Here is a 26,058-nt window from a genome sequence, read left to right on the forward strand (position 1 = left end):
AATGGCCAAGGCTAAGTTTGAGCGGACCAAGCCGCACTGCAATATCGGCACCATCGGTCACGTCGACCACGGCAAGACCACGCTGACCGCTGCCATCACCAAGGTTCTCGCAGAGACCGGTGGCGCAACGTTCACCGACTACGCGAACATCGACAAGGCTCCGGAAGAGCGCGAGCGCGGCATCACCATCTCGACCGCACACGTCGAGTACGAGACCGCCAACCGTCACTACGCGCACGTCGACTGCCCGGGTCACGCCGACTACGTGAAGAACATGATCACCGGTGCCGCCCAGATGGACGGCGCGATCCTGGTCGTGAACGCTGCTGACGGCCCGATGCCGCAGACCCGCGAGCACATCCTGCTTGCCCGTCAGGTCGGCGTGCCGGCTCTGGTCGTGTACATGAACAAGGTCGATCAGGTCGACGACGAGGAAATCCTCGAGCTCGTCGAACTCGAAGTTCGCGAACTGCTGTCGTCGTACGACTTCCCGGGCGACGATATTCCGATCGTCAAGGGTTCGGCTCTGGCCGCTCTCGAAGGTCGTGACGACAACATCGGTCGCGATTCGATCAACGCGCTGATGGAAGCTGTCGACAGCTACATCCCGCAGCCGCCGCGCCCGACCGACAAGCCGTTCCTGATGCCGGTCGAAGACGTGTTCTCGATCTCGGGTCGTGGTACGGTTGTGACCGGCCGCGTCGAAACCGGCATCGTCAAGGTTGGTGAAGAAGTCGAAATCGTCGGCCTCAAGGACACCACCAAGACCACCGTCACCGGCGTCGAAATGTTCCGCAAGCTGCTCGACCAGGGTGAAGCCGGCGACAACATCGGTGCACTGGTTCGCGGCGTGAAGCGTGAAGACGTCGAGCGCGGCCAGGTCCTCTGCAAGCCCGGTTCGGTCAAGCCGCACACCGAGTTCTCGGCTGAGGTCTACGTGCTGTCGAAGGACGAAGGCGGCCGTCACACGCCGTTCTTCGCCAACTACCGCCCGCAGTTCTACTTCCGCACCACCGACGTGACCGGCGAAGTGATCCTCCCCGAGGGCACCGAGATGGTCATGCCGGGCGACAACGTCACCCTGTCGGTCAAGCTGATCGCTCCGATCGCCATGGACGAAGGTCTCCGCTTCGCAATTCGCGAAGGCGGCCGCACCGTCGGTTCGGGGGTTGTCAGCAAGATCACGAAGTAATATAGGCCGCGCACCGGCGGGGAGATTCGCTCTCCTCGCCGGTCGGTTTTTTACTGACTGATCGCTTCCAGGCAGTCGGCCCGCTCTCCCCGAGCTTCGTGAAAGGGGTGGGGTAGAGGGCAGGTCGACTGGCTTTTTTGTTTTGCTCTTTCGCATCGGTAAACGGACATGGACGCCCAGAATATCCGCATTCGCCTCAAGGCCTTTGATCATCGTGTGCTCGACCAGGCCACTGGAGAAATTGCAGATACCGCCCGCCGCACCGGCGCGCTGATCCGGGGCCCCATTCCGCTCCCGACGCGCATCGAGAAATTCACCGTGAACCGCGGTCCTCACATCGACAAGAAGTCGCGTGAGCAGTTCGAAGTTCGCACCTACAAGCGCCTGCTCGACATCGTGCAGCCCAATGCGGCCACTGTCGACGCGCTGATGAAGCTGGACCTCGCGGCCGGCGTCAACGTCGAGATCAAGCTGGCCTGAGGCCGCTGATCGAGCGAGCTGCCCAGGCAGTGACCGCTCCGGCCGGGTCGTCCGCATCGACCCAGGGTTTCTGGCCGGACCTGTTCCGGCCCAGACTTTCACCAAGGCCAAGGTCCGGTGAAAGGCCAGAGTTTCCGGGGTAACAAAAGCCCCGTTGACAATGGGATACCTCCGGCACCGTCCTTTTCGGACCTTGCCGGGCAAGCGTCCCCCGATTGCTACCGTCCAGGCGGTGGCATTCAGCCCGGTCGGGGGCGCGCTTCACATACGGGCTGAACACGCATGTCGGGATGGGCCCGGCATGCCTCTGTTATGGAGTATGGATCATGCGCACCGGCGTGATCGCGAAGAAGGTGGGGATGACCCGCCTTTTCCAGGAAGATGGTCGGCACGTGCCGGTTACTGTCCTGTCGCTAGAAAATTGCCAGGTGGTTTCGGTTCGCACTGAAGATCGTGACGGTTACGTCGCGGTTCAGCTCGGTGCAGGCGAAGCCAAGCAGAAGAACGTTGCCAAGCCGCAGCGCGAGCACTTTGCCAAGGCAGAGGTTCCGCTGAAGATGGAAGTCGCCGAGTTCCGCGTTGCTGAAGATGCGCTGCTCGACGTCGGCTCGACCATCGCCGCTTCGCACTTCGTCCCTGGCCAGTATGTCGACATCACCGGCAACACCCAGGGCAAGGGCTTCCAGGGCGCTATGAAGCGCTGGGGCTTCGGCGGTATGCGCGCCACCCACGGTGTCTCGATCTCGCACCGTGCACACGGTTCGACCGGTAACCGCCAGGATCCGGGCCGCGTCTTCAAGAACAAGAAGATGGCCGGTCACATGGGCGACCGTCAGCGCACCCAGCAGAACCTCGAAGTCGTCCGCACCGACGACGAGCGTGGCCTGATCTTCGTGAAGGGCTCGGTGCCCGGTTCGAAGAACGCCTGGCTCCTCGTGCGTGACGCCGTGAAGGTCTCGCGCCACGCTGAAGCGCCCTATCCCGCAGGCCTCAAGCAGGCCGCAAACAGCAATGACTCGGCAGCTGCCGACACCCCGGCGGAAGTCGCAGGCGTCGAAGCCACCGAAGGTCAGGAGGGCTAAGTCGTGAAGGTTCAGGTCCTCAATCTCGACGGCACCGCCGGCAAGGGCGAAGTGGAACTGTCGGATGACGTGTTCGGTCTCGAACCGCGCGCTGACATCCTGCATCGCGTCGTCACCTGGCAGCTCGAAAACCGTCGCGGCATTGCCCGCAAGGCGCGCGAGCGTTCGGACGTTGCCCGCACCGGCAAGAAGTTCGGTCGCCAGAAGGGCGGCGGTACGGCTCGTCACGGTGACCGCAAGGCACCGATCTTCATCGGCGGTGGCAAGGCTCACGGTCCGCGCGTTCGCGAGTTCAACATCTCGCTGAACAAGAAGGTCCGTGCACTCGGGCTCAAGATGGCTCTCTCGAGCAAGGCCAAGGCCGGTCTCGTCGTGGTCGACTCGCTCGACATCGACGCCAAGACCAAGGCGCTGGTTGGCCAGCTTTCGAAGGCCAACTGGGGCAAGAAGGTTCTCGTGATCGACGGTGACGCCGTGAACGACAACTTCGCCAAGGCCGCCCGCAACATCGTCGGCGTGAACGTGCTGCCTGCCATCGGCGCCAACGTCTACGACATCCTGAAGCATGACACGCTGGTGCTGACGCGCTCTGCTGTCGAAAAGCTGGAGGCGCGTTTCAATGGCTAACGCAATCGACACGCGTCACTATGACGTGATCGTGGCTCCCCACATCACGGAAAAGGCGACGCTGCTCAGCGAAAACAACGCCGTGGTCTTCAAGGTTGCCGACAAGGCGACCAAGCCGGAGATCAAGGCCGCGGTCGAAGCTCTCTTCAACGTCAAGGTCACCAAGGTGAACACCCTGACCCAGAAGGGCAAGACCAAGCGCTGGAAGGGCAAGCCCTACAAGCGCTCCGACGTCAAGAAGGCTGTCGTGACCCTGGCTGCTGGCCAGTCGATCGACGTCACCAGCGGGATCTGAGGCTAGACCATGGCACTCAAGAGCTACAATCCGACCAGCCCCGCCCGGCGCGGCCTGATCCTCGTCGACAAGTCGTCGCTGTGGAAGGGCAAGCCGGTCAAGGCGCTGACCGAAGGCAAGAACAAGACCGGCGGCCGCAACAACAAGGGCCATGTCACTTCGCGTGGCATCGCCGGTGGTCACAAGCAGAAGTACCGCTACATCGACTTCAAGCGTCGCAAGTGGGACATGCCGGCTACCGTCGAGCGTCTGGAATATGACCCGAACCGCACGGCGTTCATCGCTCTCATCAAGTATGAGGACGGCGAGCAGACCTACATCATCGCTCCGCAGCGTCTCGCCGTTGGCGATACCGTTGTTGCCGGCGAGAAGACCGACGTGAAGCCTGGCAATGCCATGCTGCTGTCGCAGATGCCGGTCGGCACCATCATCCACAACGTGGAGATGAAGCCGGGCAAGGGCGCGCAGATCGCACGTTCGGCAGGCACCTATGTCCAGCTCGTCGGTCGTGACCGCGGCATGGTCATCGTTCGCCTGAACTCGGGCGAGCAGCGCTACCTGCGTGGTGACTGCATGGGCACCGTCGGTGCCGTGTCGAACCCCGACAACGCCAACACGAACCTTGCCAAGGCCGGCCGCAACCGCTGGCTGGGCAAGCGTCCGCTGACCCGCGGCGTTGCCAAGAACCCGGTCGACCACCCGCACGGTGGTGGTGAAGGCCGTACTTCGGGTGGCCGTCATCCTGTGACTCCGTGGGGCAAGCCGACCAAGGGCGCCCGCACCCGTCACAACAAGTCGACGGACAAGATGATCATCCGTTCGCGCCACGCGAAGAAGAAGAGGTAAGACCACATGGCACGTTCCGTCTGGAAGGGCCCCTTCGTCGACCTGCATCTGCTGAAGAAGGCGGAAGCCGCTCACGATGCAGGATCGCGCGCTGGCGCCATCAAGACCTGGTCGCGTCGTTCGACCATCATTCCGCAGTTCGTTGGCCTGACGTTCAACGTCTACAACGGGCACAAGTTCATCCCGGTTTCCGTCTCGGAAGAGATGGTCGGCCACAAGCTCGGCGAGTTCGCACCCACGCGCACTTTCCCGGGTCACGCCGCTGACAAGAAGGGCAAGCGCTGATGAGCAAGCCTAAGGCACCCCGTCGCGTTGGCGACAAGGAAGCGCTGTCGGTCGGCACGCAGATCCGCGGTTCGGCCCAGAAGCTGAACCTCGTGGCTGCGCTGATCCGCGGTCACAAGGCCGAAGACGCGATGAACATTCTCGCGTTCTCGAAGAAGGCCATGGCTGTTGACGCCCGCAAGGTGCTCGCTTCGGCGATCGCCAACGCGGAAAACAACCACAACCTCGACGTCGACGCTCTGGTCGTGGCGGAAGCCTCGGTCGGCAAGTCGATCACGATGAAGCGCTTCCACACCCGTGGTCGCGGCAAGTCGACCCGCATCCTCAAGCCGTTCTCGCGGCTGCGGATCGTGGTCCGCGAAGTTGAGGAGGCCTGATCATGGGTCACAAGTCGAACCCCATCGGTCTGCGCCTGCAGATCAACCGTACCTGGGACAGCCGCTGGTACGCGGAAGGTCGCAACTATGCGCAGATGCTCAAGGAAGACCTTGAGATCCGCAAGTTCATCGTCACGAACCTGCCGCAGGCAGCGATCTCGAAGGTGGTGATCGAGCGTCCTGCCAAGCTGTGCCGCGTGTCGATCTATGCCGCTCGTCCGGGCGTCATCATCGGCAAGAAGGGCGCCGATATCGAGAAGCTTCGCTCGAAGCTTGCCACGATGACCGGCAGCGACGTGAAGCTGAACATCGTCGAGATCCGCAAGCCGGAAATCGACAGCAAGCTCGTCGCCCAGGGCGTTGCCGACCAGCTGGTCCGCCGCGTTGCCTTCCGTCGTGCGATGAAGCGTGCCGTGCAGTCTGCCCTGCGTCTTGGTGCCGAAGGCATCAAGATCACCTGCGGCGGTCGTCTCGGCGGTGCGGAAATCGCCCGCGTCGAATGGTACCGCGAAGGTCGCGTTCCGCTGCACACGCTGCGCGCGAACATCGACTACGCGGAAGCCGAAGCCCACACCGCCTATGGCGTGATCGGCATCAAGACCTGGATCTTCAAGGGTGAGATCCTCGGTCACGATCCGATGGCGCAGGACCGACTGATGATGGAAGCCCAGACTTCCGGCGTCCGTCCGGCACGCTGAGCCCAGAGGGTAGAGAAGCACCATGTTGCAACCGAAGAAGACCAAGTTCCGTAAGGCCTTCAAGGGCCGCATCCACGGCGTCGCCAAGGGTGGTACGGACCTGAACTTCGGCTCCTACGGCCTCAAGGCCCTTGAGCCGGAGCGCGTCACCGCTCGCCAGATCGAAGCGGCCCGTCGTGCGATCACGCGCCACATCCGCCGTCAGGGCCGTCTGTGGATCCGCGTGTTCCCGGACGTGCCGGTTTCGAAGAAGCCCGCCGAAGTCCGCCAGGGCAAGGGCAAGGGTTCGATCGAATACTGGGCAGCCCGTGTGAAGCCGGGTCGCATCCTGTTCGAACTGGACGGCGTCCCCGGTCCGCTTGCGGCCGAAGCATTCAGCCGCGCCGCGATGAAGCTGCCGATCAAGACGAAGGTCGTTGCCCGCCTGGGTGACACTTCGCACCTTGGCGGCGAGTGATTGGGAGTCGAATGATGGCCAAGATCGAAGACCTTCGCGCCAAGAGCGACGACCAGCTGAACGCTGAACTCGCCGAGCTCAAGCGCGAGCAGTTCAACCTGCGTTTCCAGGGCGCGACGAACCAGCTTGAGCGCCCCGCGCGCATCAAGGAAGTCCGTCGCGACATCGCGCGCATCAAGACGCTGCAGACTGAGCGTTCTCAGTCGGCCCAGGCGTAAGGAAGCCAATATGCCCAAGCGTATTCTGATCGGCACCGTGGTGTCCGACAAGACCGACAAGACCGTGGTCGTGAAGGTCGAGCGCAAGGTGAAGCACCCGCTCTACGGGAAGATCATCCGTCGCTCGAAGAAGTATCACGCCCACGACGAGGCGAATGCCTTCAAGACCGGCGAGACCGTGCGCATCGAAGAGACCGCGCCGATCTCGAAGCTGAAGACGTGGAAGGTCATCGACCGCGTCCAGGCCGGCAAGGGCACGGCCATCGAAGCGGACGTCTGATAGGTCGTCAGCCAAAGTTTGGGGTTGCTTCACGGCTAAAGTCGTGTAGCGGCCCCGGCTACTGTTTTGGAACTGCCGGACTGGTTCCGGCAAGCCAGTGAGAAGGAACCGGATCAATGATCCAGATGCAATCCAATCTCGACGTGGCGGACAACAGCGGCGCAAAGCGCGTCCAGTGCATCAAGGTGCTGGGTGGCTCGAAGCGTCGGTTCGCAAGCGTCGGCGACATCATCGTGGTGTCGGTCAAGGAAGCGCAGCCGCGCGCCCGCGTTAAGAAGGGCGACGTGCACCGCGCCGTCATCGTTCGCACGAAGAAGGACGTCCGCCGCACCGACGGTTCGGTCATCCGCTTCGACAGCAATGCCGCCGTTCTGGTCGGCAAGAACGAAGAGCCGATCGGCACGCGTATCTTCGGCCCAGTGGTTCGCGAACTCCGCGGCAAGGGCTTTATGAAGATCATCTCGCTCGCTCCGGAGGTGCTGTAATGGCCGCCGCCAAGATCAAGAAGGGCGACACTGTCGTCATTCGTTCGGGCAAGGACAAGGGCCGTACCGGCACCGTGCTCCAGGTCCTTCCGAAGGATGAGAAGGTCGTCGTGCAGGGCGTGAACATCGCTGCCCGTCACCGCAAGCCGAGCCAGCAGAACCCCCAGGGCGGCATCGACCGCTTCGAGGCTCCGCTGCACATCTCCAAGGTTTCGGTCGCAGACAAGGATGGCAAGCCCACCCGCGTCCGTTTCGAGACCAAGGACGGCAAGAAGGTCCGTGTGGCCGTCAAGTCCGGGGAGGCCATCGATGGCTGACAAGTACACTCCGCGTCTTAAGGGCAAGTACGACGCCGACATCGCCAAGGCGATGCAGGAAAAGTTCGGCTACAAGAACGCGCTCGAGATCCCGCGCATCGAGAAGATCACGCTCAACATGGGCGTGGGCGAAGCGAGCCAGGACAAGAAGAAGGTCACGACCGCAGCTGCCGAAATGGAGCTGATCGCCGGTCAGAAGCCCGTCATCACCAAGGCGAAGAAGTCGATCGCGCAGTTCAAGCTGCGTGAAGGCATGCCGATCGGTTGCAAGGTCACCCTGCGCCGTGAACGCATGTACGAATTCCTCGACCGTCTCATCACCATCGCAATGCCCCGCATCCGCGACTTCCGTGGTCTGAACCCGAAGTCGTTCGACGGTCGCGGCAACTACGCGATGGGTCTGAAGGAGCAGATCATCTTCCCAGAGATCAGCTACGACCAGATCGAGAAGGTGCGTGGCATGGACATCATCGTCACCACGACCGCGAAGACGGACGAGGAAGCTCGCGAGCTGCTTCGCCTGTTCGGTTTCCCGTTCCCGCAGGAAGCTGCTGAAGAGCAGCAGGCCGCGTGATCCAGAATTGAAGAAGAGAGCTTAAGTCCATGGCGAAACTGAGTTCCATCAACAAGAACGAGAAGCGCAAGAAGCTCGTTCAGAAGTACGCGGCCAAGTACGCTGCGCTCAAGGCCCAGGCCGACGATGAATCGCTCGACGAAACCGAGCGCCTGATCGCTCGCCTGAAGATGGCCGAGCTGCCGCGCAACGCGAACCCGACCCGGGTGCGCAACCGCTGTGCAACCACCGGCCGCCCGCGTGGCTACTATCGCAAGTTCGGCCTTTGCCGCATCGAGCTGCGGGACAAGGGCAACAAGGGCCTTATCCCCGGCCTGACGAAGTCGAGCTGGTAAGGATCATCCGATGGCTATGACCGACCCCCTGGGTGATATGCTCACCCGCATCCGCAACGGCCAGCAGGCGAAGAAGGATTCGGTCCTTTCGCCCGCTTCCAAGCTGCGTGCGCACGTACTCGAAGTCCTTCAGCGTGAAGGCTACATCCGCGGTTTCTCGGAGGACGCCACCGGCGCCCACCCGCAGCTGCGCATCGAGCTCAAGTATTTCGAAGGCCAGCCTGCGATCAAGCATGTTGCCCGTGTCTCCAAGCCTGGCCGCCGCGTCTACTCGGGTTCCAAGGAACTCCCGGTGATCCGCAACGGTCTTGGCATCACCATCGTCTCGACGCCGAAGGGCGTGCTTTCGGATGCCGAAGCACGTGCTGCCAACGTCGGTGGCGAAGTGCTGGCGGAGGTGTTCTGATGAGCCGCATCGGCAAGAAGCCGGTGGCGATCCCGAGTGGCGTCACCGCGAACATCGCGGACGGCGTGCTGACCGTGAAGGGCCCCAAGGGCACCCTGACGCTCACGCTGCGCGACGAGATCAGCTACACCGTTGATGGCGACACGATCCTCGTGAAGCCTGCAAACGACACCAAGGGCGCTCGTGCGTTCTGGGGCATGCAGCGCACGCTCGTCGACAACCTCGTCACTGGCGTGACGCAGGGCTACACCAAGGTCCTCGAGATCACCGGTGTCGGCTACCGCGCCAACGCCCAGGGCAAGAACCTGAAGCTGCAGCTTGGCTACAGCCACGACGTCGACTTCGCGGTGCCGGAAGGCATCGAGATCAAGACCCCTGACAACACCACGGTGGAAATCTCGGGCATCGACAAGCAGAAGGTCGGCCAGGTTGCCGCCGAGATCCGTCGCTGGCGCAAGCCCGAGCCGTACAAGGGCAAGGGCATCAAGTACCGCGGCGAGTTTATCTTCCGCAAGGAAGGGAAGAAGAAGTAATGGCAAAGCTGTCTCTCTTCGCACGCCGCCGCCGTCGCGTCCGCACTGCGCTCAAGGCGCGCTCGGGTGGTCGTCCTCGTCTGTCGGTGCATCGCTCCGGCCGTCACATCTACGCCCAGATCATCGACGACGCGGAAGGCAAGACCCTTGCTGCCGCTTCGACCTTGGTGAAGGGCCAGAAGTCGATCGGCGCGAATGTCGATGCCGCCGCCAAGGTTGGCACCGAGATCGCCGAGAAGGCCAAGGCCGCCGGCATCACCACTGTCGTGTTCGATCGCGGCGGGTTCCTGTTCCATGGCCGCGTCAAGGCGCTGGCCGATGCCGCCCGTGAAGGCGGGCTGGAGTTCTGACAATGGCTGACGAAACCAACCTGGAAGGCGCAGCCGCGGTCGAATCGACCGGCGGTGAGCAGCGCGAAGGTCGCGGTCGTGGCCGCGGCCGTGGCGGCAATGACCGTGGTGGCGAGCGTGGTGGCCGTGGCCGTCGCGACGACCGTCGCGGTCGTGGCAACAACGACGAGGAAGGTGGCGAGGAGCTGATCGAAAAGCTCGTCCACATCAACCGCGTCTCCAAGACCGTGAAGGGCGGCAAGCGCTTCGGCTTTGCAGCACTGGTCGTGGTCGGCGATGGCAAGGGCCGCGTCGGCTTCGGCAAGGGCAAAGCTCGCGAAGTGCCTGAGGCGATCACCAAGGCTACTGCCGCTGCAAAGCGCGCGATGGTCCGCGTGCCGCTCAAGGAAGGCCGCACCCTGCACCATGACGGCAAGGGCCGCTTCGGCGCTGGCAAGGTCAACGTGCGTTCGGCTCCGGCCGGTACCGGCATCATCGCCGGTGGCCCGATGCGCGCCGTGTTCGAAAGCCTTGGCGTTGCCGACGTGGTGACCAAGTCGGTCGGCACCTCGAACCCCTACAACATGATCCGCGCAACCTTCGACGCGCTGACCGACCAGACTTCGCCGAAGTCGGTTGCGCAGCGTCGTGGCAAGAAGGTCGCCGATCTCCTCGGCCGTGGTGGCGCTTCGCAGGTCGAAGCCGAAGCCGCTGCCGAAGCCATCACGGAGTAATCGGTCATGGCAACGATCAAGATCAAGCAGATCGGTTCGCCGATCCGTCGCCCGGAAAGCCAGAAGAAGATTCTGATCGGCCTGGGCCTGGGCAAGATGCACCGCGTGGTCGAGTTGGAAGACACGGCCGAAGTGCGTGGCGCCATTGCCAAGCTTCCCCACATGGTGGCCGTGGTCGACTGACCATTGCTCCCCGACGGGAAAAAGGACGCCCCGGCCGAGTGCCGGGGTTTTCCTTTGGGGCTCGGTGGCACGGTGCCTCCCAGTCCCGTGAGGGGGTGACAAGCCCGGCCTGATCGGCTAGGCGGCGCCCTTTCCAAAGCGCGTCTCAAAGCGAAAGCGAGTGCAGAACATGAAACTGAACGAACTCAACGACAACTACGGCGCCCGCAAGGGCCGCATGCGCGTCGGCCGTGGTATCGGCTCGGGCAAGGGCAAGACTGCCGGTCGCGGCCAGAAGGGTGCCAAGGCACGTTCGGGCGTCAGCATCAACGGCTTCGAAGGCGGTCAGATGCCGCTTCACATGCGCATCCCGAAGCGCGGCTTCAACAACATCTTCGCCAGGGACTACGCCGAAGTGAACCTCGGCATGATCCAGAAGATGATCGATGCCGGCAAGCTCGACGTCTCGGGCACCGTTGATCACGCCGCGCTCAAGGCTGCTGGTCTGGCCCGTGGTGGCAAGGATGGCGTCCGTCTGCTCGGCAAGGGTGAACTGACCACCAAGGTCGCGTTCTCGGTCGCTGGTGCCTCGAAGGGCGCTGTGGCGGCTGTCGAGAAGGCTGGCGGTTCGGTCTCGGTCATCGAAACCGGTCCGAGCGAAGCCGAGAAGAAGGCAGCTCGCGCTGCGGCCAACAAGGCCAAGTAAGCCAATTCCGGTCCCCGCCCGCCAGTCGGGCGGGGATTTCGGCATTGCAGGGGTTCGACTTTCGCGGGCCTCGCACTATATGGGCTGGCTCAAGACGTCCGAAACAGGTTGGCCCAGGGCCCGGTTTCGCAGCAAGGCTTAGAACCCCGAAATGGCATCACGCGCCGACAACATCGCCAGCAACCTCAGCCTGGCCAACTTCTCCAAGGCAACCGAGCTCAAGAAGCGCATCTGGTTCACGGTGGGCGCGCTCATCGTCTTCCGGTTCCTCAGCTTCGTGCCGCTGCCCGGCGTCAATCCGCTGATCCTGGAGACGCTTTACGACCAGACGCGTGGTGGCGTTCTCGACATCTTCAACGCATTTTCTGGCGGTTCGCTCGAGCGCATGAGCCTGATTGCATTGGGCGTGATGCCCTACATCACGGCCTCGATCGTGGTCCAGCTTGCCGCCTCGCTGCATCCAGCACTCGCCGCGATGAAGAAGGAAGGTGAAAGCGGGCGCAAGAAGCTCAATCAGTACACGCGTTATGGCGCGGTGCTGCTGACCGCAATCCAGGGCTGGGTGCTCGCCTCCGGGCTTGAAGCATACGGCGCGTCGAGCGGGCTGCAGGCCGTGGTCAACCCCGGCGTGCTGTTCCGTGTCGGGGCGGTCATCTCGCTGATCGGCGGCACGATGTTCCTGCTGTGGCTGGGTGAGCAGATCACTTCGCGCGGCATTGGCAACGGCGTTTCGCTGATCATCATGGCCGGCATCGTGGCGCAGCTGCCGAAGTTCTTCGGCAACCTGTTCGAGGGTGGCCGCACCGGCTCGATCTCGCCATTCCTGATTGTCGGCATTTTCATCATGCTGGTCGCGCTGGTGCTTGGCATCTGCTTCTTCGAGCGGGCGACGCGGCGACTGCTGATCCAGTACCCGAAGCGCGCGACGCAGCGCGGCATGATGAATGCCGATCGCAGCCACCTGCCGCTCAAGCTCAACACCGCAGGCGTGATCCCTCCGATCTTCGCCAGCTCGCTGCTGCTGCTGCCGCTGACGATCACGCAGTTTGCCGGAAACTCGATCTCGCCCGACACGACGATGGGCCAGGCGATCGTGACGCTGAACCAGTACCTCGGGCACGGCAAGCCGCTCTACATGCTGCTCTATGCGCTGGGCATCATCTTCTTCGCGTTCTTCTACACCGCAGTTGTGTTCAACCCAGAAGAGACTGCCGAGAATCTCAAAAAGAACGGCGGGTTCATTCCGGGCATCCGTCCGGGCAAGAACACCCAGAACTACTTGGACTATGTGCTAACTCGCATCACCGTGCTTGGTGCGGCATATATCACCGTGGTCTGCGTCGTGCCGGAATTCATCATGGCGGAGACGGGCATGGGGACGCTGTTCTTCGGCGGCACCAGTCTGCTGATCGTGGTCAACGTCACGGTCGACACCATCACGCAGATCCAGTCGCACCTGCTGGCACACCAGTATGGCGACCTGATCAAGAAGGCGAAACTGAAAGGCAGGCTGCGCTGATTGCAGCAGCCGCATGAGGGGGACGGTACCTTGAACATCATCCTTTTGGGGCCTCCAGGCGCGGGCAAGGGCACGCAGGCCCAGCGTCTGGTTGAACGCCACAGCATGAAGCAGCTCTCCACGGGCGACATGCTGCGCGCCGCGGTCAAGGCCCAGACGCCGGTCGGTCTCAAGGCCAAGGCCGTGATGGAAGCGGGTGAGCTGGTCTCTGACGAGATCGTGTCGGCACTGATCGGTGATGAGCTGGATGCAATGCCCGAAGGGCAGGGCGCGATCTTCGACGGTTATCCCCGTACTGCACCCCAGGCCGAATCGTTGGGTGAACTGCTGGCCTCGCGCGGCAAGAAGCTTGACCATGTGATCGAGCTCGACGTCAACGAGGACGCGCTGGTCGAGCGCATCACCGGCCGTTACACCTGCGCCACCTGCGGCAAGGGTTATCACGACACCTTCGAGAAGCCGGCAGTCGACGGCACCTGCGACAAGTGCGGTGGGCATGAGTTCAAGCGCCGCCCTGACGACAACGAGGAAACCGTGCGCACGCGCATGGCGGAATATCGTGCCAAAACTGCGCCGATCCTGCCGATCTACGAAGCGCAGGGCATTGTCAGCCGAGTTGATGGCATGGCCGACATGGACGACGTGACGGCAGCCATTGAGGCCATCCTCGGCAAGCGCTAACACCCGAGCGTGACCCGCCCGTCCCGGTGCGGGCGGAGGCACGTGATGGGCAAGTTGTTGTATCTCCTGACGGCGGGGCTTGGCGGCCTCGCCGTTGTTGCATCCGCGCCTGCCCGGGCTGAAGTGACGGCGCGGACCGACACCGGTTTCGTGATCCGCGTGACTGGCGAAGTCGCCGCCAGCCCGGCAGAGGCATGGAAGGCCTTCACGACCCCGTCGTTGTGGTGGAATCCGCAGCATACTTTTTCGGGCGAGGCGGCCAACCTTTCCATGGACGCGAGTGCCAACGGCTGCTTCTGCGAGAAGCTGCCCGTTCCCAAAGGCGCTCCGGCAACGCAGAAGCCGGGATCCGTCATGCACATGCGCGTCGTCTACGCCGAACCTTACCGTGCGCTCAGGCTGGTGGGCGGGCTGGGCCCGCTGCAGTCCGAGGCGGTGAACGGGACCATGACCGTCACCTTCAAGGCGGTGGAGGGCAGTGGCGGAAAGTCGACACGCATTCTCTGGGAATACGTTGTCGGTGGCTTCATGCGCTACAAGACCGAAACCATTTCCGCGGCCGTCGACAAGGTTCTGGGAGAGCAGATCAGCGGGCTAACCAAACTGATCGGCCCGGCGAGTCCTGTCGAGGCAAAGCTTCTTCCGACCGAACCGGTGATTCCGGAGGCTTCGATTGCGGGCTCCAGCCCTGACGCAAGCGATGGTTCGTCCGCATCAGAGATGGATCAATCGCCGGAAGGCGAGGGACCGTCCTACACGCCCGATCCGACAAAGGACGATGCAGCAGCAGGTGAGTCCGTGAAGTCGGCGTTGGACCAGCTGTTCAAGAAGAAGGACGACAAGCTGCCCGCCGGACGTTGAGTGGTGCTATCGGCGCTTTCACCCCGCACAAAACGCGCTAATCTTTCAGGCAACGACAGCGCGAATCGGTCCACTCCGATGACGCGCGGCACGGGCCGCACCCGCCGCTTCAGGCATGCACATCGAGAACCGACTGGTTCCGATCTGGGGGAGAGTACCGTGGCCGTATCCGATCATGTTGACCTGCCGACCTTCATGGAGGGTGTGAAGAAGCGCAACCCCTATCAGCCGGAGTTCGTCCAGGCAGTTCAGGAAGTTGCCGAAGACATCTTCGAGTTCATGCAGGACAAGGAGGAGTATCACTCGCAGCAGATCCTGCGCCGCATCGCCGAGCCGGATCGCGTGGTCTCGTTCCGCGTTTGCTGGGAGGACGACAACGGCAACGTTCGCGTGCAACGCGGTTGGCGCGTGCAAAACAACAATGCGATCGGCCCCTACAAGGGCGGCATCCGCTTCCATCCTTCGGTCACCGAATCGGTGCTGAAGTTCCTCGCGTTCGAGCAGACCTTCAAGAACGCGCTGACCGGGTTGCCGATGGGCGGCGGCAAGGGTGGTTCGAACTTCAATCCCAAGGGCAAGAGCGTGCGCGAGATCATGCGCTTCTGCCAGAGCTTCATGACCGAACTCTACCGCCACATCGGGGCCGACATCGACGTCCCTGCCGGTGACATCGGCGTCGGCGGGCGCGAGATCGGCTTCATGTTCGGCCAGTACAAGCGCATCACCAACAACTTTACCGGCGTGCTGACCGGCAAGGGACTCGAGTGGGGGGGCTCGCTGATCCGCACCGAGGCGACCGGTTATGGCGCGGTCTACTTCCTTGCCAACATGCTGGCGACCAAGAGCGAGGACCTTACGGGCAAGACAGCGGTGATCTCGGGCTCCGGCAACGTGGCGACGCATGCTGCCGAGAAGATCGTGCAACTGGGCGGCAAGGTGCTGACGCTGTCGGATTCGGGGGGCTACATTCACGACCCGGACGGCATCGACCAGGAGAAGATCGACTGGGTCAAGACGCACAAGACCCACCGTCGCGGCCGGATCGAGGAATATGTCACGGCGTTCCCGAAGGCGACTTTCGTGGCAGGCAAGACGCCGTGGGGCGTGCCTTGCGATGTCGCGCTGCCTTGCGCGACCCAGAACGAACTGCTCGGCGATGATGCGCGCATGCTCATAGCCAACGGCTGCAAAGCGGTGGCCGAGGGGGCAAACATGCCGACCGACCTCGACGGCGTGCATGTCTTCAAGGCAGCCAAGATCCTCTACGCTCCGGGCAAGGCCTCCAACGCTGGCGGCGTGGCTGTCTCTGGCCTCGAAATGAGCCAGAACTCCGAACGCCGCTCGTGGAAGGAGGAGGAACTGCAGCAGATGCTCAAGGACATCATGTCAGGCATCCACAAGTCGTGCCTTGCCTATGGCGATCAGGGCGGCGGCTATATCGACTACGTGAAGGGAGCCAATATCGCCGGCTTCAAGAAGGTAGCCGACGCGATGCTGGCCTTCGGCGTCGTCTGATCCGCAAAGCCAGAGCGGACATCCGGGGTGCCGAACGCGGCCCCCCCGGGTGAGGCTGCCGCTTGCTCAAGTCCTTCTCAAGGCACTGTCGAGCAACGATCGGGCCGGAGAGATTTCCTGCAGGGAGTATCCTGCCGGACCCTGACTGACGATCCGCAGGTTCGGATGCAGTTTGGCGCGCAAGCCGGAAATCAGGACTTGCAGCGACTTCGTGCTGATCGGCCGATGCGTCGAACGACCGCTGATGGCAAGCTGGTTGCTGCGCACCGGCGATCCGCGTGCGGCCACGAGCATGGACAGGACTCGCGCCTCGCGGCCGAGCAGTGGCTCCCGGGTGAAGTGCTGAAGATGCAGGTCCCTCACTTCCTCGATCACCTTCGCTTGCCGGCTTTGCGCGATACGGCCGAGCACGGCACGTACGCGGGCGGCGCCTTCGGCAGCTGACATATCGCCATCGAAGACGTCGTCGAAACCGGCGTTGAGCAGTTGCGCCCTTACACCGGGGCGAACCTCGCGGATGATCACGATCTTGGCCTTGGTTTTTAGCACAGGCCGATAAATGCGAATGAGCTTGCGAATCCGTACCGGGTCGCTGCCCGTAACGAACAGCGTGTTGTAGTACTCCCGGCTGTCGTCGACATGGCCGACGTAATCGTCGGTAATGCGGTGGAACTGGACCCGGCCGGAGATGGCGCGGGCTAACGCGGTTTCCGGCCCAGGATCGCCATTGCCAAAATACAGCGCCCGTGCGCTGATGACTTCCAAGCGCGGGCTTTTCGGCCTGGCGCCAGAAGGCGGGCTGCCCGGGATGGAACTGCCCCCGCCGCCGCCATCGGCCGCAAGCTGCGGCTTACGGGATTGAGACATGCCTTAATAACTTTCGATATGGCTTAAGCTATAACTTTATAGATATTATCTGTTCTTGCAATGACGCTGGGCAGTGTCGCGCCCCACGCAAGCCGGTTCGTGGCGATTCGATGACGGCCGATGATTCAAGAAAGCGCCTCCGATTTGGCGCGAAATAGACCTGCGTCGTGGATAACGTCGTCCAAGCCTGCTTCTGCCGGCATCACATATTGCGAGAAAAGCCTGATCGGGTAAGCATTTGCGGCCAGTCGTTGCCAAATCTGCGCGAATGCGTCGTTCCCCTCTTGTTCTATGAGAACACAACAGGTACATAACCCTTGTTGACGGCTCATGTCAGCCAACTCTAGCAAGGGAAACGAAGCCATGGCGGCTCAGCTCAAGCTCATCGAGGAAGGTAAGATCAAGGACATGGATCGTCAGAAGGCGCTCGACGCAGCCCTTGCGCAGATTGACCGTGCGTTCGGCAAGGGTTCGGCAATGAAGCTGGGCTCGAAGGAAGCGATGCAGGTGGAGGCGATCTCCACCGGGTCGCTGGGACTTGATATCGCACTCGGCGTTGGTGGCCTGCCGCGCGGGCGCGTGATCGAAGTCTACGGGCCGGAAAGCTCCGGCAAGACCACGCTGGCGTTGCATGTCATCGCCCAGGCCCAGAAGACCGGCGGCACGGCGGCATTCATCGATGCCGAGCATGCGCTCGATCCGGTCTATGCCAAGAAGCTGGGTGTCGATATCGACAACCTGATCGTGTCGCAGCCGGATACCGGTGAGCAGGCGCTCGAAATCACCGATACGCTGGTGCGCTCCAATGCGATCGACGTGCTGGTGGTGGACTCGGTGGCCGCGCTCGTGCCTCGCGCGGAAATCGAAGGCGAAATGGGCGACAGTCACGTCGGCCTGCAGGCTCGTCTGATGAGCCAGTCGCTGCGCAAGCTGACCGGTTCGATCAGCCGTTCGCGCTGCATGGTGATTTTCATCAACCAGCTGCGCATGAAGATCGGCGTGATGTATGGCAACCCCGAGACGACGACGGGCGGCAATGCGCTCAAGTTCTACGCGTCGGTCCGCCTCGACATCCGCCGCACCGGCCAGATCAAGGATCGTGACGAGATCGTCGGCAACGCCACGCGCGTGAAGGTGGTCAAGAACAAGGTTGCCCCGCCGTTCAAGCAGGTCGAATTCGACATCATGTATGGCGAAGGCATCTCGAAGATCGGCGAAATCCTCGACCTGGGCGTCAAGGCCGGGCTGGTCGAGAAGTCGGGCGCGTGGTTCAGCTATGACTCGATCCGCATCGGCCAGGGGCGTGAGAACGCCAAGAACTTCCTGCGTGAGAATTCCGAACTTTGCGACCGGTTGGAAGCTGCGATCCGCGGCCGCACCGACAAGGTTGCCGAAGGTCTGATGGTCGGTCCGGACGCGGACGACGACGTCTGATCTTCAAGGCGGCGGGCAGCCTCCACCCACCGGCGCAAGCCGGGCCCGCCAGCCAGACAAAGAGCCCGCGCGTTCCCCGGCAGGATCGCGCGGGCTTTTTGTTTGCGTGTCGGCGGTTGCGAGTTAACCTTCCACTTAAACCGCACGGAGAATCGCCATGAGCATCATCGTTCACCACCTTAACAACAGCCGCTCGCAGCGGGTGCTCTGGCTGCTGGAAGAGCTGGGCGTCGATTACGAGATTCGGCATTATCAGCGCGATGCCGTGACCAACCTGGCTCCGCCCGAACTGAAGGCCGTGCACCCGCTGGGCAAATCGCCCCTGCTCGAAATCGATGGCCGGGTGATCGAGGAATCGGGCGCGATCGTGCAGGTGCTGTGTGAACGCTATGGCAAGGGCACCTGGTTGCCCGCAGACGGAAGTGACGATGCCCTCCGTCATCTGGAGCTGATGCATTTTGCGGAAGGCTCGGCCATGACTCCCGTCCTCCTGCAGCTTTACACCTCGCGGCTTGGTGAGGCTGCTGCACCGCTGAAGCCGCGCATTGACGAGCAACTGGCGGCGCACTTCGGCTACATGGAGCAGATGATGCGCCCGTCCGGCCACTTCATCGGCGATGATTGGACCGGGGCCGATGTGATGATGAGCTTCCCGGCGGAAATCGCAGTGATGCAAGGGGCGGGTGAGCATTTCCCCAAGCTGGCGGCATTCGTCGCGGCGATCCACGCGCGGCCGGCTTGGCAGCGCGCTCGCGAGAAGGGCGGCGACTATTTCGGGATGTGAGGCATGACCAGCGCAAGTGACTGGCAGGGCACGGTCGGCAGGAGCTGGGCCAGCGAATGGCGTCGCACCGATGTCAGCTTTTCCGACCTGACACCGAAATTGCTGGCTGCGATCGCTCGAGAGCCCGGCGCCACCGTGGTCGATATCGGCTGCGGTGCCGGGGAGCTGTCGATTGCAGTGGCCGCGGCGAGGCCGCAGGCACGGGTGACCGGCGTGGATATCTCGGGCGATCTGGTCGAGACGGCACGCTCCCGCGCTGTTCAGGCCAATCTCGCGTTCGAACTTGCCGATGCCTCGCAGTGGCAGCCCGCATCGAGGCCCGACCTGTACATCTCCCGCCACGGCGTGATGTTTTTCTCCGATCCCCAAGCTGCCTTCGCCCATCTGGCCGCGCAGGCGGCTCCGGGTGCACGCATGGTGTTCTCGTGCTTTCGCAAGGCTGCGGAGAACGATTGGGCGGCGGCCGTTGCTGCGCTCCTGCCGAAGGGTGATTCTCCGCAAGCTTCGCCGACTGCGCCTGGGCCTTTCGCCTTTGCCCTGCCCGAGCACGTGCTGCGCTGCATGGCAGGGTGGCAGGCCGTGGAGTTCGAGCCGGTAGACTTCCGGTACATCGCTGGAACCGGCCCCGACGCCGTAGCCGAAGCGATGGCGCTGTTCCGCCGCATCGGGCCCGCCGCAGCGGCCTTGCGAACCTTGCCTGATGCCGAGCGCGCAAAGATAGAAAGGCGGCTCGTCGACCTTGTGGAGGCCCATCATCGGGACGGTCAGGTGGCATTCAATGCTGCGGCATGGCTGGTAAGCGCCACGTCCGATCACAATGATGGATGAAACGTGCTTGTAGCGCGCCGAACGCTCGCCTAATCGGCCTTTCATGACTTCGACGAACGAAATCCGCCGCTCCTTCCTCGAATACTTCGGCTCGCAGGGGCACGATGTGGTGCAGTCCGCGCCGCTGGTGCCCTACAACGACCCGACGCTGATGTTCACGAACGCCGGGATGGTGCCGTTCAAGAACGTGTTCACCGGCCTCGAGACGCGCGCGGTGCCTCGTGCGACGTCGTCGCAGAAGTGCGTGCGCGCTGGCGGCAAGCACAACGATCTCGACAATGTGGGGTACACCGCGCGGCACCACACCTTCTTCGAGATGCTCGGCAATTTCTCGTTCGGCGATTATTTCAAGGAACAGGCGATCACCCATGCGTGGACGCTGCTGACGCGCGAATGGGGCCTGCCCAAGGACAAGCTGCTCGCCACTGTCTACCACACCGACGACGAGGCGTTCGAGCTGTGGAAGAAGATTGCGGGCCTGCCGGAAGACCGCATCATCCGCATCGCAACGAAGGACAACTTCTGGGCGATGGGCGATGATGGCCCGTGCGGTCCCTGCTCGGAAATCTTCTTCGACCACGGCGACCACATCTGGGGCGGCCCTCCGGGATCGCCGGATGAAGATGGCGACCGCTTCATCGAGATCTGGAACCTCGTGTTCATGCAGTTCGAGCAGGCGGCGGGCGAGATCACCGGCAGCCTGCCCAAGCCGAGCATCGATACCGGCATGGGGCTCGAGCGCATTGCCGCCGTGCTGCAGGGCGAACACGACAATTACGACACCGACACGTTCAAGGCGCTGATCGCTGCCTCCGAAAGCCTGACTGCAGTCAAGGCCGAGGGCGAACAGCGCGCCAGCCATCGCGTGATCGCCGATCACCTGCGCTCGACCAGCTTCCTGCTGGCCGATGGCGTGCTGCCGTCGAACGAGGGGCGCGGCTATGTGCTGCGCCGGATCATGCGCCGCGCGATGCGTCATGCCCACCTGCTTGGTGCGAAGGACCCGCTGATGCACCGCCTGGTGCCCGCGCTGGTCGCCGAGATGGGCGCTGCCTATCCCGAACTTGGCCGTGCGCAGCCGCTGATCGAGGAAACCCTGCTGCGCGAGGAAGTGCAGTTCCGCCGCACGCTGTCTAACGGCATCAAGCTGCTTGATGAAGCGACTGCCGCGCTGGTTGAGGGCGACGCGCTGCCGGGCGAGACCGCGTTCAAGCTCTATGACACCTATGGCTTCCCCTATGACCTGACCGAAGACGCCCTGCGCGCGCGCGGCATTGCCGTGGACCGCGAGGGCTTCGATGCGGCGATGGCGCAGCAGAAGGCGGCGGCGCGCGCGGCGTGGAAGGGATCGGGCCAAGCCGCCGACAGCGAAGTGTGGTTCGACATTGCCGAACGCGTCGGCGCAACCGAGTTTACCGGCTACACCGCCACGACCGGCGAGGCGCAAGTCGTAGCGCTGGTGAAGGACGGCAAGGAAGTCGGCAGCGCAGCCGCTGGCGATGACGTGACCGTGATCGTCAATCAGACGCCGTTCTACGGCGAAAGCGGTGGCCAGACCGGCGATGCCGGCACGATCACCGGCGCCGATGGCCTGAAGCTGGCGGTGAGCGACACTGCCAAGCCCTTGGGCCGCTTGCACGCGCACAACGCGAAGGTTGAAGCGGGTTCGATCAAGGTAGGTGACGTTGTGAAGCTCGACATCGATGTCGAACGCCGCGATGCGATCCGCGCCAACCATTCGGCCACGCACCTGCTGCATGCGGCACTGCGCAACCGCCTGGGCGGGCACGTCACGCAGAAGGGCTCGCTGGTTGCGGCGGACCGCCTGCGCTTCGACTTCTCGCAGCCGACGGCACTGACCCCTGAGGACATTGCCGCGATCGAGGCGGAAGTGAACGCTGAAATCCGCGCCAACGAGGCGGTGACGACGCGCTTGATGAGCCCCGACGACGCGATCGAGGCGGGCGCGATGGCGCTGTTCGGCGAGAAGTACGGCGAGGAAGTGCGCGTGCTCTCGATGGGCCGCGCGACGGACAAGCACTATTCGGTCGAACTGTGCGGCGGTACGCACGTGCGGGCGCTCGGCGATATCGGCGTGTTCCGCATCGTCAGCGAAAGTGCAGTGTCATCAGGCGTGCGCCGCATCGAGGCGCTGACCGGCGAGGGCGCGCGGCAGTGGTTCGTGGCGCGCGAAGAGGCGCTCAAGCACACCGCAGCGATCCTGCGCACGACGCCCGAAGACGTCGAAGCGCGCGTTTCGGCGCTGATGGAAGAGCGCAAGAAGCTCGAACGCGAACTGGCCGAGGCGAAGAAGGCGCTGGCGCTCGGCGGCGGTGCAGCCAAGGCCGAGAACGCCGACGAGGAAGTGGGCGGCGTGAAGTTCTCTGGGCAAGTGCTCGACGGGCTCGACCCCAAGGAACTGCGCGGGCTGCTCGATCAGGCCAAGCAGCGGCTAGGTTCGGGCGTGGCGGTGATCGTCGCGGTCAACGAAGGCAAGGCTTCCATCGCGGCTGCCGTGACCGAGGATCTGGTCGGCAAGGTCAGCGCGGTCGATCTGGTACGCGCGGGCGTGGAAGCGCTTGGCGGCAAGGGCGGCGGTGGCCGTCCGGACATGGCACAGGGCGGCGGGCCTGATGGGACGAAGGCCGCGGACGCGATTTCGGCGGCAAAGGCGGTCCTCGCCGCCTGACGCTTACGGCCTGCGCCCACTCGCACCGCGCGTTTCCGGTTCAGAGCCGCGGGCTAGGTCCTTTTCGCGCATCGTGGCGTCGGTTTGCTGAGGCTTCGTGATTGGGCCCTTGTTCGGCTGATCGTCCTGCGTTGCCGGGTTGAGATCGGGCTTGTTGCTGCGGTGGGTCATTTTTGCTCTCCTTGCCTTTGAAAAACGCAGGGGCAGGAGATCGGTTGCGGCTCGTCAGGCAGGGCGTTCCCTGAGCGAGGCCGACTTGAGCTTGGGCAGCGAGTTCAGTTCGCCTTCCTCCTTGATCTTCTGGCGGAATTCGTCGCGCTTTTCGTGGATCGAAGCGATGACCGGGCCCATCGGGAAGCCGAGATCGACCAGCACGGCTTCCGACAGTTGCAGCGAGCTTTCGAGGGTTTCGGGCACGGCGTGGCTGGCGCCGGCCTTGTAGAGCGCGGCGGCATGGGCCGCGTCGCGGGCGCGGACGATGATCGGCAGATCGGGGTGGGCGCTGCGGAGGCGCTTGACCATGCGCAGGATCAGGACTGGCTCGTCCATGGTGAGGATCATCGCCTTGGCATCGTCCAGCCCGAGGCGGGCGATGGCGGCTTCGCTGTCGACGTTGCCGAAGAGGACAGGCAGGCCGTCCTTGCGCGCAGTCCTGACGATGCCCGGGTCCGAATCGATGCCCAGCCATGCTGCCTTGTGAACGGTCAGCATCTCGGCGATGAGCCGGCCGACGCGGCCGAAGCCCATCACCACGACACGTTCGCCTTCGGGTTCTTCGACAAAGGTGTTCTGGCCGACGTCGGCGGTGCCGCGCGCCACGCGTTGCCCCCAGGTCTCGCCCAGCTTGGCCAGCAAGGGCGTGATCGTCAGGCCGATGGCTGTGACGATCTGCCAGAATTGCGCGGTCTCACGGTCGATCAGGGCGGCTTCGGCGGCGGTGGTCAGCACGATCAGCGTGGTTTCCGATGGGCTGGCCATGAGGATGCCTGCTTCGAGCGCGGTGGCGCGTTCCTTGCCCATGAAGCGCAAGGCGAACATCGTGACCAGCGCCTTGAGGACGACGACGCCGACCACGGCGAGCGTCAGCGGGCCGACTTGCGCCCAGACCACGCGCAAGTCGATGCCCATGCCGATGGTGATCAGGAAGACCCCCAGCGCGAGGCCCTTGAACGGCTTGGTGATGGCTTCGACTTCTGTGTGGTACTCGGTTTCGGCAATAAGCAGGCCGGCGAGCAGCGCGCCCATGATCGGCGAGAGGCCGACGAGCGAGGTGGAGAGTGCGGCGGCGATGACCACCAGCATGGTCGCGGCGAGAAAAAGTTCAGGGCTTTTGGTCTGCGCGGCCTGTGCGAAGAGACGCGGTAGCAACAGCCGGCCGCCAACCAGCAGGACAGCGACGACGATGCCGCCATAGAGCAGCGTCTCCCCTAGCGTTGGGCCATCGGAATGGGCGGCGACCGGGCCCATCGCGCCGAGGATGAAGATGATCGGGACGAGGGCGATGTCCTCGAACAGCAGCATGGACAGCGCAGCACGACCGACCGGGCCTTGCGTCCCGGCAATGGGCAGGACCAGCGCTGTCGAGGACAGGGCGAGGGCAAGGCCAAGGCCGAATGCGCCGCTGACTTGCAGGCCGGTGGCAAGCAGGGCGGCGGACAGGAGCAGGGCTGAGATGCCGAGCTCCATCGCGCCGAGACCGAAGACCAGTCGACGCATGTCCCACAGGCGGTTGAACGAGAGTTCCAGGCCGATCTCGAACAGCAGCAGGATGATGCCGAATTCGGCAAAGGGCGCGATTGCTGCGGGATCGGATATCGTGATGTGGTAAAGCCACGGATACTGCGGCACGAGCGCACCGAGGCCGAACGGACCGACCACCAGTCCGACGAGGATGAATCCGATGATCGGGGTGATGCGAAAGCGCGCGAAGGCTGGGATGACGATGCCGGCCGCACCGAGAATTACGAGGGCGTCGGAAAGTGCGGTCGTCGGTTCGAGATTGCCTGCCATTCCGCAAGGTTAGGGGAGGGGGGCAGCGGTGTCATCCGTTTCCGCATGTCGAACTGTTGCCAAAGCAAAAGGGCCCCGGCGTGAACCGGAGCCCTTTGCTGTTACCATGAAGGAACCTGCGCTTACGCCCAGTTCTTCATTTCGGTTTCGAGGTTCTCGACGATGGCTTCGAAGAACTTCTCGGTGGTCATCCACGCCTGATCGGGGCCGATCAGCAGGGCGAGGTCCTTGGTCATCTTGCCGCTTTCGACGGTTTCGATGCAGACGCGCTCGAGCGTTTCGGCGAACTTCACGACTTCCGGGGTCTCGTCGAACTTGCCGCGGTACATGAGGCCACGGGTCCAGGCGAAGATCGAGGCGATCGGGTTGGTCGAGGTCTGCTTGCCCTGCTGGTGCTGGCGGTAGTGACGGGTCACGGTGCCGTGGGCGGCTTCGGCCTCGATGGTCTTGCCATCGGGCGACATGAGGACCGAGGTCATCAGGCCGAGCGAACCGAAGCCCTGTGCAACCGTGTCGGACTGCACGTCACCGTCGTAGTTCTTGCAGGCCCAGACGAACTTGCCGGACCACTTGAGCGCCGAGGCGACCATGTCGTCGATCAGGCGGTGTTCGTAGCTGATGCCGGCGGCGGCAAACTTTTCCTTGAAGCCTTCGCTGTCGAACACTTCCTGGAACAGGTCCTTGAAGCGGCCGTCATAGGCCTTCATGATCGTGTTCTTGGTAGACAGGTAGACCGGCCAGCCAAGCGACAGGCCGTAGTTGAACGAGGCGCGCGCGAAGTCGCGGATCGAATCGTCGAGGTTGTACATCGCCATGGCGACGCCGCCCGAGGGGTAGTTGAACACTTCGCGGTCGATCGTCTCGCCGTTGTCGCCTTCCCAGACGAGGCGCAGCTTGCCGGGGCCGGGGACGACGAAGTCCGTGGCGCGATACTGGTCACCAAAAGCGTGACGGCCGACGACGATCGGATCGGTCCAGCCCGGGACCAGGCGCGGCACGTTCTGAATCACGATCGGCTCGCGGAACACCACGCCGCCGAGAATGTTGCGGATCGTGCCGTTGGGCGACTTCCACATCGACTTGAGGTTGAATTCCTCGACGCGCTGCTCGTCGGGGGTGATCGTGGCGCACTTCACGCCGACGCCGTACTGCTTGATCGCGTTGGCAGAATCGATGGTGATCTGGTCGTCGGTCTCATCACGCTTCTGGACCGAGAGGTCGTAGTACTTGAGGTCGATGTCGAGGTAGGGAAGGATCAGGCGTTCACGGATCCATTCCCAGATGATCCGGGTCATTTCATCGCCGTCGAGTTCGACGACCGGGTTTTTCACCTTGATCTTCGCCATGTCCGTCCTGTCTTTCAAGCTGGGGAGAGAAATTGCGCCTTCCCTTAGCAGAGGCTTCCCTGCGCGCAAGGCAGGTAGGCGATTCGCGCAATTTTTGCAGGCTTTG

Annotated in this window: 35 protein-coding genes; 30 read left to right on the forward strand and 5 right to left on the reverse strand. The window is 63.2% G+C overall.

The window, feature by feature from the left end:
* The first annotated feature begins 1 nt into the window (after position 1).
* The 26 genes from tuf (at position 2) to gdhA (ending at position 15,994) form a co-directional block, all read left to right on the forward strand.
* Positions 2–1,192 carry an elongation factor Tu gene (gene tuf, locus HGI46_RS06645; RefSeq protein WP_039334376.1) on the forward strand — a complete coding sequence of 397 codons (1,191 nt, stop codon included), beginning with the start codon at positions 2–4 and terminating at the stop codon, positions 1,190–1,192.
* A gap of 168 nt (positions 1,193–1,360) precedes the next feature.
* Entirely contained in the window at positions 1,361–1,672 is a 312-nt protein-coding gene (gene rpsJ, locus HGI46_RS06650) for a 30S ribosomal protein S10 (RefSeq protein WP_039334374.1), read from the forward strand.
* Between the two features lie 326 nt (positions 1,673–1,998).
* The gene (rplC, locus tag HGI46_RS06655; protein WP_118073263.1) at positions 1,999–2,754 is read left to right on the forward strand and encodes a 50S ribosomal protein L3; all 756 of its coding nucleotides are present in this window, start codon (positions 1,999–2,001) and stop codon (positions 2,752–2,754) included.
* A gap of 3 nt (positions 2,755–2,757) precedes the next feature.
* Positions 2,758–3,381: a 50S ribosomal protein L4 gene (gene rplD / locus HGI46_RS06660; RefSeq protein ID WP_039334370.1), complete on the forward strand. Its 624-nt coding sequence runs from the start codon at positions 2,758–2,760 to the stop codon at positions 3,379–3,381.
* Positions 3,374–3,676 (forward strand): 50S ribosomal protein L23, encoded by a 303-nt coding sequence (locus HGI46_RS06665; RefSeq protein ID WP_118073264.1) that lies wholly within the window; start codon positions 3,374–3,376, stop codon positions 3,674–3,676. Before rplD ends, HGI46_RS06665 begins: the two co-directional genes overlap by 8 nt.
* Positions 3,677–3,685: 9 nt before the next feature.
* A complete protein-coding gene (rplB, locus tag HGI46_RS06670) occupies positions 3,686–4,522 on the forward strand; it encodes a 50S ribosomal protein L2 (protein ID WP_084278978.1) in 837 nt (278 codons plus the stop codon).
* Between the two features lie 6 nt (positions 4,523–4,528).
* Complete coding sequence (gene rpsS / locus HGI46_RS06675; protein WP_039334365.1) at positions 4,529–4,807, forward strand: 30S ribosomal protein S19; 279 nt, start codon at positions 4,529–4,531, stop codon at positions 4,805–4,807.
* Positions 4,807–5,184: a 50S ribosomal protein L22 gene (gene rplV / locus HGI46_RS06680; protein ID WP_039334363.1), complete on the forward strand. Its 378-nt coding sequence runs from the start codon at positions 4,807–4,809 to the stop codon at positions 5,182–5,184. Before rpsS ends, rplV begins: the two co-directional genes overlap by 1 nt.
* Positions 5,185–5,186: 2 nt before the next feature.
* Positions 5,187–5,882 carry a 30S ribosomal protein S3 gene (gene rpsC, locus HGI46_RS06685; RefSeq protein WP_039334362.1) on the forward strand — a complete coding sequence of 232 codons (696 nt, stop codon included), beginning with the start codon at positions 5,187–5,189 and terminating at the stop codon, positions 5,880–5,882.
* A gap of 22 nt (positions 5,883–5,904) precedes the next feature.
* Positions 5,905–6,339, forward strand: coding sequence for a 50S ribosomal protein L16 (gene rplP / locus HGI46_RS06690; RefSeq protein WP_039334360.1), 435 nt, complete (start codon positions 5,905–5,907; stop codon positions 6,337–6,339).
* A gap of 11 nt (positions 6,340–6,350) precedes the next feature.
* Positions 6,351–6,557: a 50S ribosomal protein L29 gene (gene rpmC / locus HGI46_RS06695; RefSeq protein WP_039334358.1), complete on the forward strand. Its 207-nt coding sequence runs from the start codon at positions 6,351–6,353 to the stop codon at positions 6,555–6,557.
* A 10-nt stretch (positions 6,558–6,567) separates the two neighbouring features.
* Positions 6,568–6,837 (forward strand): 30S ribosomal protein S17, encoded by a 270-nt coding sequence (gene rpsQ, locus HGI46_RS06700; protein WP_039334356.1) that lies wholly within the window; start codon positions 6,568–6,570, stop codon positions 6,835–6,837.
* 116 nt (positions 6,838–6,953) lie between these two features.
* Positions 6,954–7,322 (forward strand): 50S ribosomal protein L14, encoded by a 369-nt coding sequence (gene rplN / locus HGI46_RS06705; RefSeq protein WP_039334354.1) that lies wholly within the window; start codon positions 6,954–6,956, stop codon positions 7,320–7,322.
* Positions 7,322–7,639, forward strand: a complete 318-nt coding sequence (gene rplX, locus HGI46_RS06710) for a 50S ribosomal protein L24 (RefSeq protein WP_118073265.1) — start codon at positions 7,322–7,324, stop codon at positions 7,637–7,639. Before rplN ends, rplX begins: the two co-directional genes overlap by 1 nt.
* Positions 7,632–8,213 carry a 50S ribosomal protein L5 gene (rplE, locus tag HGI46_RS06715; RefSeq protein ID WP_118073266.1) on the forward strand — a complete coding sequence of 194 codons (582 nt, stop codon included), beginning with the start codon at positions 7,632–7,634 and terminating at the stop codon, positions 8,211–8,213. The genes rplX and rplE overlap by 8 nt, the downstream gene beginning before the upstream one ends.
* Positions 8,214–8,242: 29 nt before the next feature.
* Positions 8,243–8,548, forward strand: coding sequence for a 30S ribosomal protein S14 (rpsN, locus tag HGI46_RS06720; protein ID WP_039334348.1), 306 nt, complete (start codon positions 8,243–8,245; stop codon positions 8,546–8,548).
* Between the two features lie 10 nt (positions 8,549–8,558).
* A complete protein-coding gene (rpsH, locus tag HGI46_RS06725) occupies positions 8,559–8,954 on the forward strand; it encodes a 30S ribosomal protein S8 (protein ID WP_039334346.1) in 396 nt (131 codons plus the stop codon).
* Positions 8,954–9,487, forward strand: a complete 534-nt coding sequence (gene rplF, locus HGI46_RS06730) for a 50S ribosomal protein L6 (protein WP_039334344.1) — start codon at positions 8,954–8,956, stop codon at positions 9,485–9,487. The genes rpsH and rplF overlap by 1 nt, the downstream gene beginning before the upstream one ends.
* Positions 9,487–9,837, forward strand: a complete 351-nt coding sequence (gene rplR, locus HGI46_RS06735; protein ID WP_168903583.1) for a 50S ribosomal protein L18 — start codon at positions 9,487–9,489, stop codon at positions 9,835–9,837. The genes rplF and rplR overlap by 1 nt, the downstream gene beginning before the upstream one ends.
* A gap of 2 nt (positions 9,838–9,839) precedes the next feature.
* On the forward strand, positions 9,840–10,550 hold the full coding sequence (gene rpsE / locus HGI46_RS06740; RefSeq protein ID WP_039334340.1) for a 30S ribosomal protein S5: 711 nt from the start codon (positions 9,840–9,842) through the stop codon (positions 10,548–10,550).
* A 6-nt stretch (positions 10,551–10,556) separates the two neighbouring features.
* Positions 10,557–10,733 (forward strand): 50S ribosomal protein L30, encoded by a 177-nt coding sequence (gene rpmD, locus HGI46_RS06745; RefSeq protein ID WP_039334338.1) that lies wholly within the window; start codon positions 10,557–10,559, stop codon positions 10,731–10,733.
* A 169-nt stretch (positions 10,734–10,902) separates the two neighbouring features.
* Positions 10,903–11,418: a 50S ribosomal protein L15 gene (gene rplO / locus HGI46_RS06750; protein ID WP_168903584.1), complete on the forward strand. Its 516-nt coding sequence runs from the start codon at positions 10,903–10,905 to the stop codon at positions 11,416–11,418.
* Between the two features lie 151 nt (positions 11,419–11,569).
* A complete protein-coding gene (secY, locus tag HGI46_RS06755) occupies positions 11,570–12,937 on the forward strand; it encodes a preprotein translocase subunit SecY (protein ID WP_168903585.1) in 1,368 nt (455 codons plus the stop codon).
* A gap of 30 nt (positions 12,938–12,967) precedes the next feature.
* Positions 12,968–13,618 (forward strand): adenylate kinase, encoded by a 651-nt coding sequence (locus HGI46_RS06760; protein ID WP_118073269.1) that lies wholly within the window; start codon positions 12,968–12,970, stop codon positions 13,616–13,618.
* A 45-nt stretch (positions 13,619–13,663) separates the two neighbouring features.
* The gene (locus HGI46_RS06765) at positions 13,664–14,479 is read left to right on the forward strand and encodes an SRPBCC family protein (RefSeq protein ID WP_168903586.1); all 816 of its coding nucleotides are present in this window, start codon (positions 13,664–13,666) and stop codon (positions 14,477–14,479) included.
* A gap of 159 nt (positions 14,480–14,638) precedes the next feature.
* Positions 14,639–15,994 carry an NADP-specific glutamate dehydrogenase gene (gene gdhA / locus HGI46_RS06770; RefSeq protein ID WP_168903587.1) on the forward strand — a complete coding sequence of 452 codons (1,356 nt, stop codon included), beginning with the start codon at positions 14,639–14,641 and terminating at the stop codon, positions 15,992–15,994.
* A 66-nt stretch (positions 15,995–16,060) separates the two neighbouring features.
* Here the strand turns inward: gdhA and HGI46_RS06775 are convergent, their stop codons facing one another.
* Both HGI46_RS06775 and HGI46_RS06780 read right to left on the reverse strand, forming a co-directional pair.
* The gene (locus HGI46_RS06775; protein ID WP_168903588.1) at positions 16,061–16,861 is read right to left on the reverse strand and encodes a helix-turn-helix domain-containing protein; all 801 of its coding nucleotides are present in this window, start codon (positions 16,859–16,861) and stop codon (positions 16,061–16,063) included.
* A gap of 125 nt (positions 16,862–16,986) precedes the next feature.
* Positions 16,987–17,226 carry a hypothetical protein gene (locus HGI46_RS06780; protein WP_168903589.1) on the reverse strand — a complete coding sequence of 80 codons (240 nt, stop codon included), beginning with the start codon at positions 17,224–17,226 and terminating at the stop codon, positions 16,987–16,989.
* On the opposite strand from HGI46_RS06780, the gene recA reads away from it, so the two are divergent.
* The 4 genes from recA (at position 17,225) to alaS (ending at position 22,596) form a co-directional block, all read left to right on the forward strand.
* Entirely contained in the window at positions 17,225–18,295 is a 1,071-nt protein-coding gene (gene recA, locus HGI46_RS06785; RefSeq protein ID WP_039334323.1) for a recombinase RecA, read from the forward strand. The two genes, HGI46_RS06780 and recA, sit on opposite strands and share 2 nt — an antisense overlap.
* 157 nt (positions 18,296–18,452) lie before the next feature.
* Positions 18,453–19,079, forward strand: coding sequence for a glutathione S-transferase (locus HGI46_RS06790; protein WP_168903590.1), 627 nt, complete (start codon positions 18,453–18,455; stop codon positions 19,077–19,079).
* Positions 19,080–19,082: 3 nt separating this feature from the next.
* Complete coding sequence (locus tag HGI46_RS06795) at positions 19,083–19,907, forward strand: class I SAM-dependent methyltransferase (protein WP_168903591.1); 825 nt, start codon at positions 19,083–19,085, stop codon at positions 19,905–19,907.
* A gap of 43 nt (positions 19,908–19,950) precedes the next feature.
* On the forward strand, positions 19,951–22,596 hold the full coding sequence (alaS, locus tag HGI46_RS06800) for an alanine--tRNA ligase (protein ID WP_168903592.1): 2,646 nt from the start codon (positions 19,951–19,953) through the stop codon (positions 22,594–22,596).
* 3 nt (positions 22,597–22,599) lie between these two features.
* Here the strand turns inward: alaS and HGI46_RS06805 are convergent, their stop codons facing one another.
* The 3 genes from HGI46_RS06805 to HGI46_RS06815 all read right to left on the reverse strand — a co-directional run bounded on the left by HGI46_RS06805 (position 22,600) and on the right by HGI46_RS06815 (position 25,952).
* A complete protein-coding gene (locus HGI46_RS06805; RefSeq protein ID WP_168903593.1) occupies positions 22,600–22,767 on the reverse strand; it encodes a hypothetical protein in 168 nt (55 codons plus the stop codon).
* Positions 22,768–22,821: 54 nt separating this feature from the next.
* Positions 22,822–24,606, reverse strand: coding sequence for a cation:proton antiporter (locus HGI46_RS06810; RefSeq protein WP_168903594.1), 1,785 nt, complete (start codon positions 24,604–24,606; stop codon positions 22,822–22,824).
* 122 nt (positions 24,607–24,728) lie between these two features.
* Entirely contained in the window at positions 24,729–25,952 is a 1,224-nt protein-coding gene (locus HGI46_RS06815; protein WP_118073277.1) for an NADP-dependent isocitrate dehydrogenase, read from the reverse strand.
* Between the last annotated feature and the right edge of the window lie 106 nt (positions 25,953–26,058).

Origin of the sequence: Novosphingobium sp. ERW19 (genome assembly GCF_012641315.1) — a bacterium.
In the GTDB taxonomy this organism is placed as follows: domain Bacteria; phylum Pseudomonadota; class Alphaproteobacteria; order Sphingomonadales; family Sphingomonadaceae; genus Novosphingobium.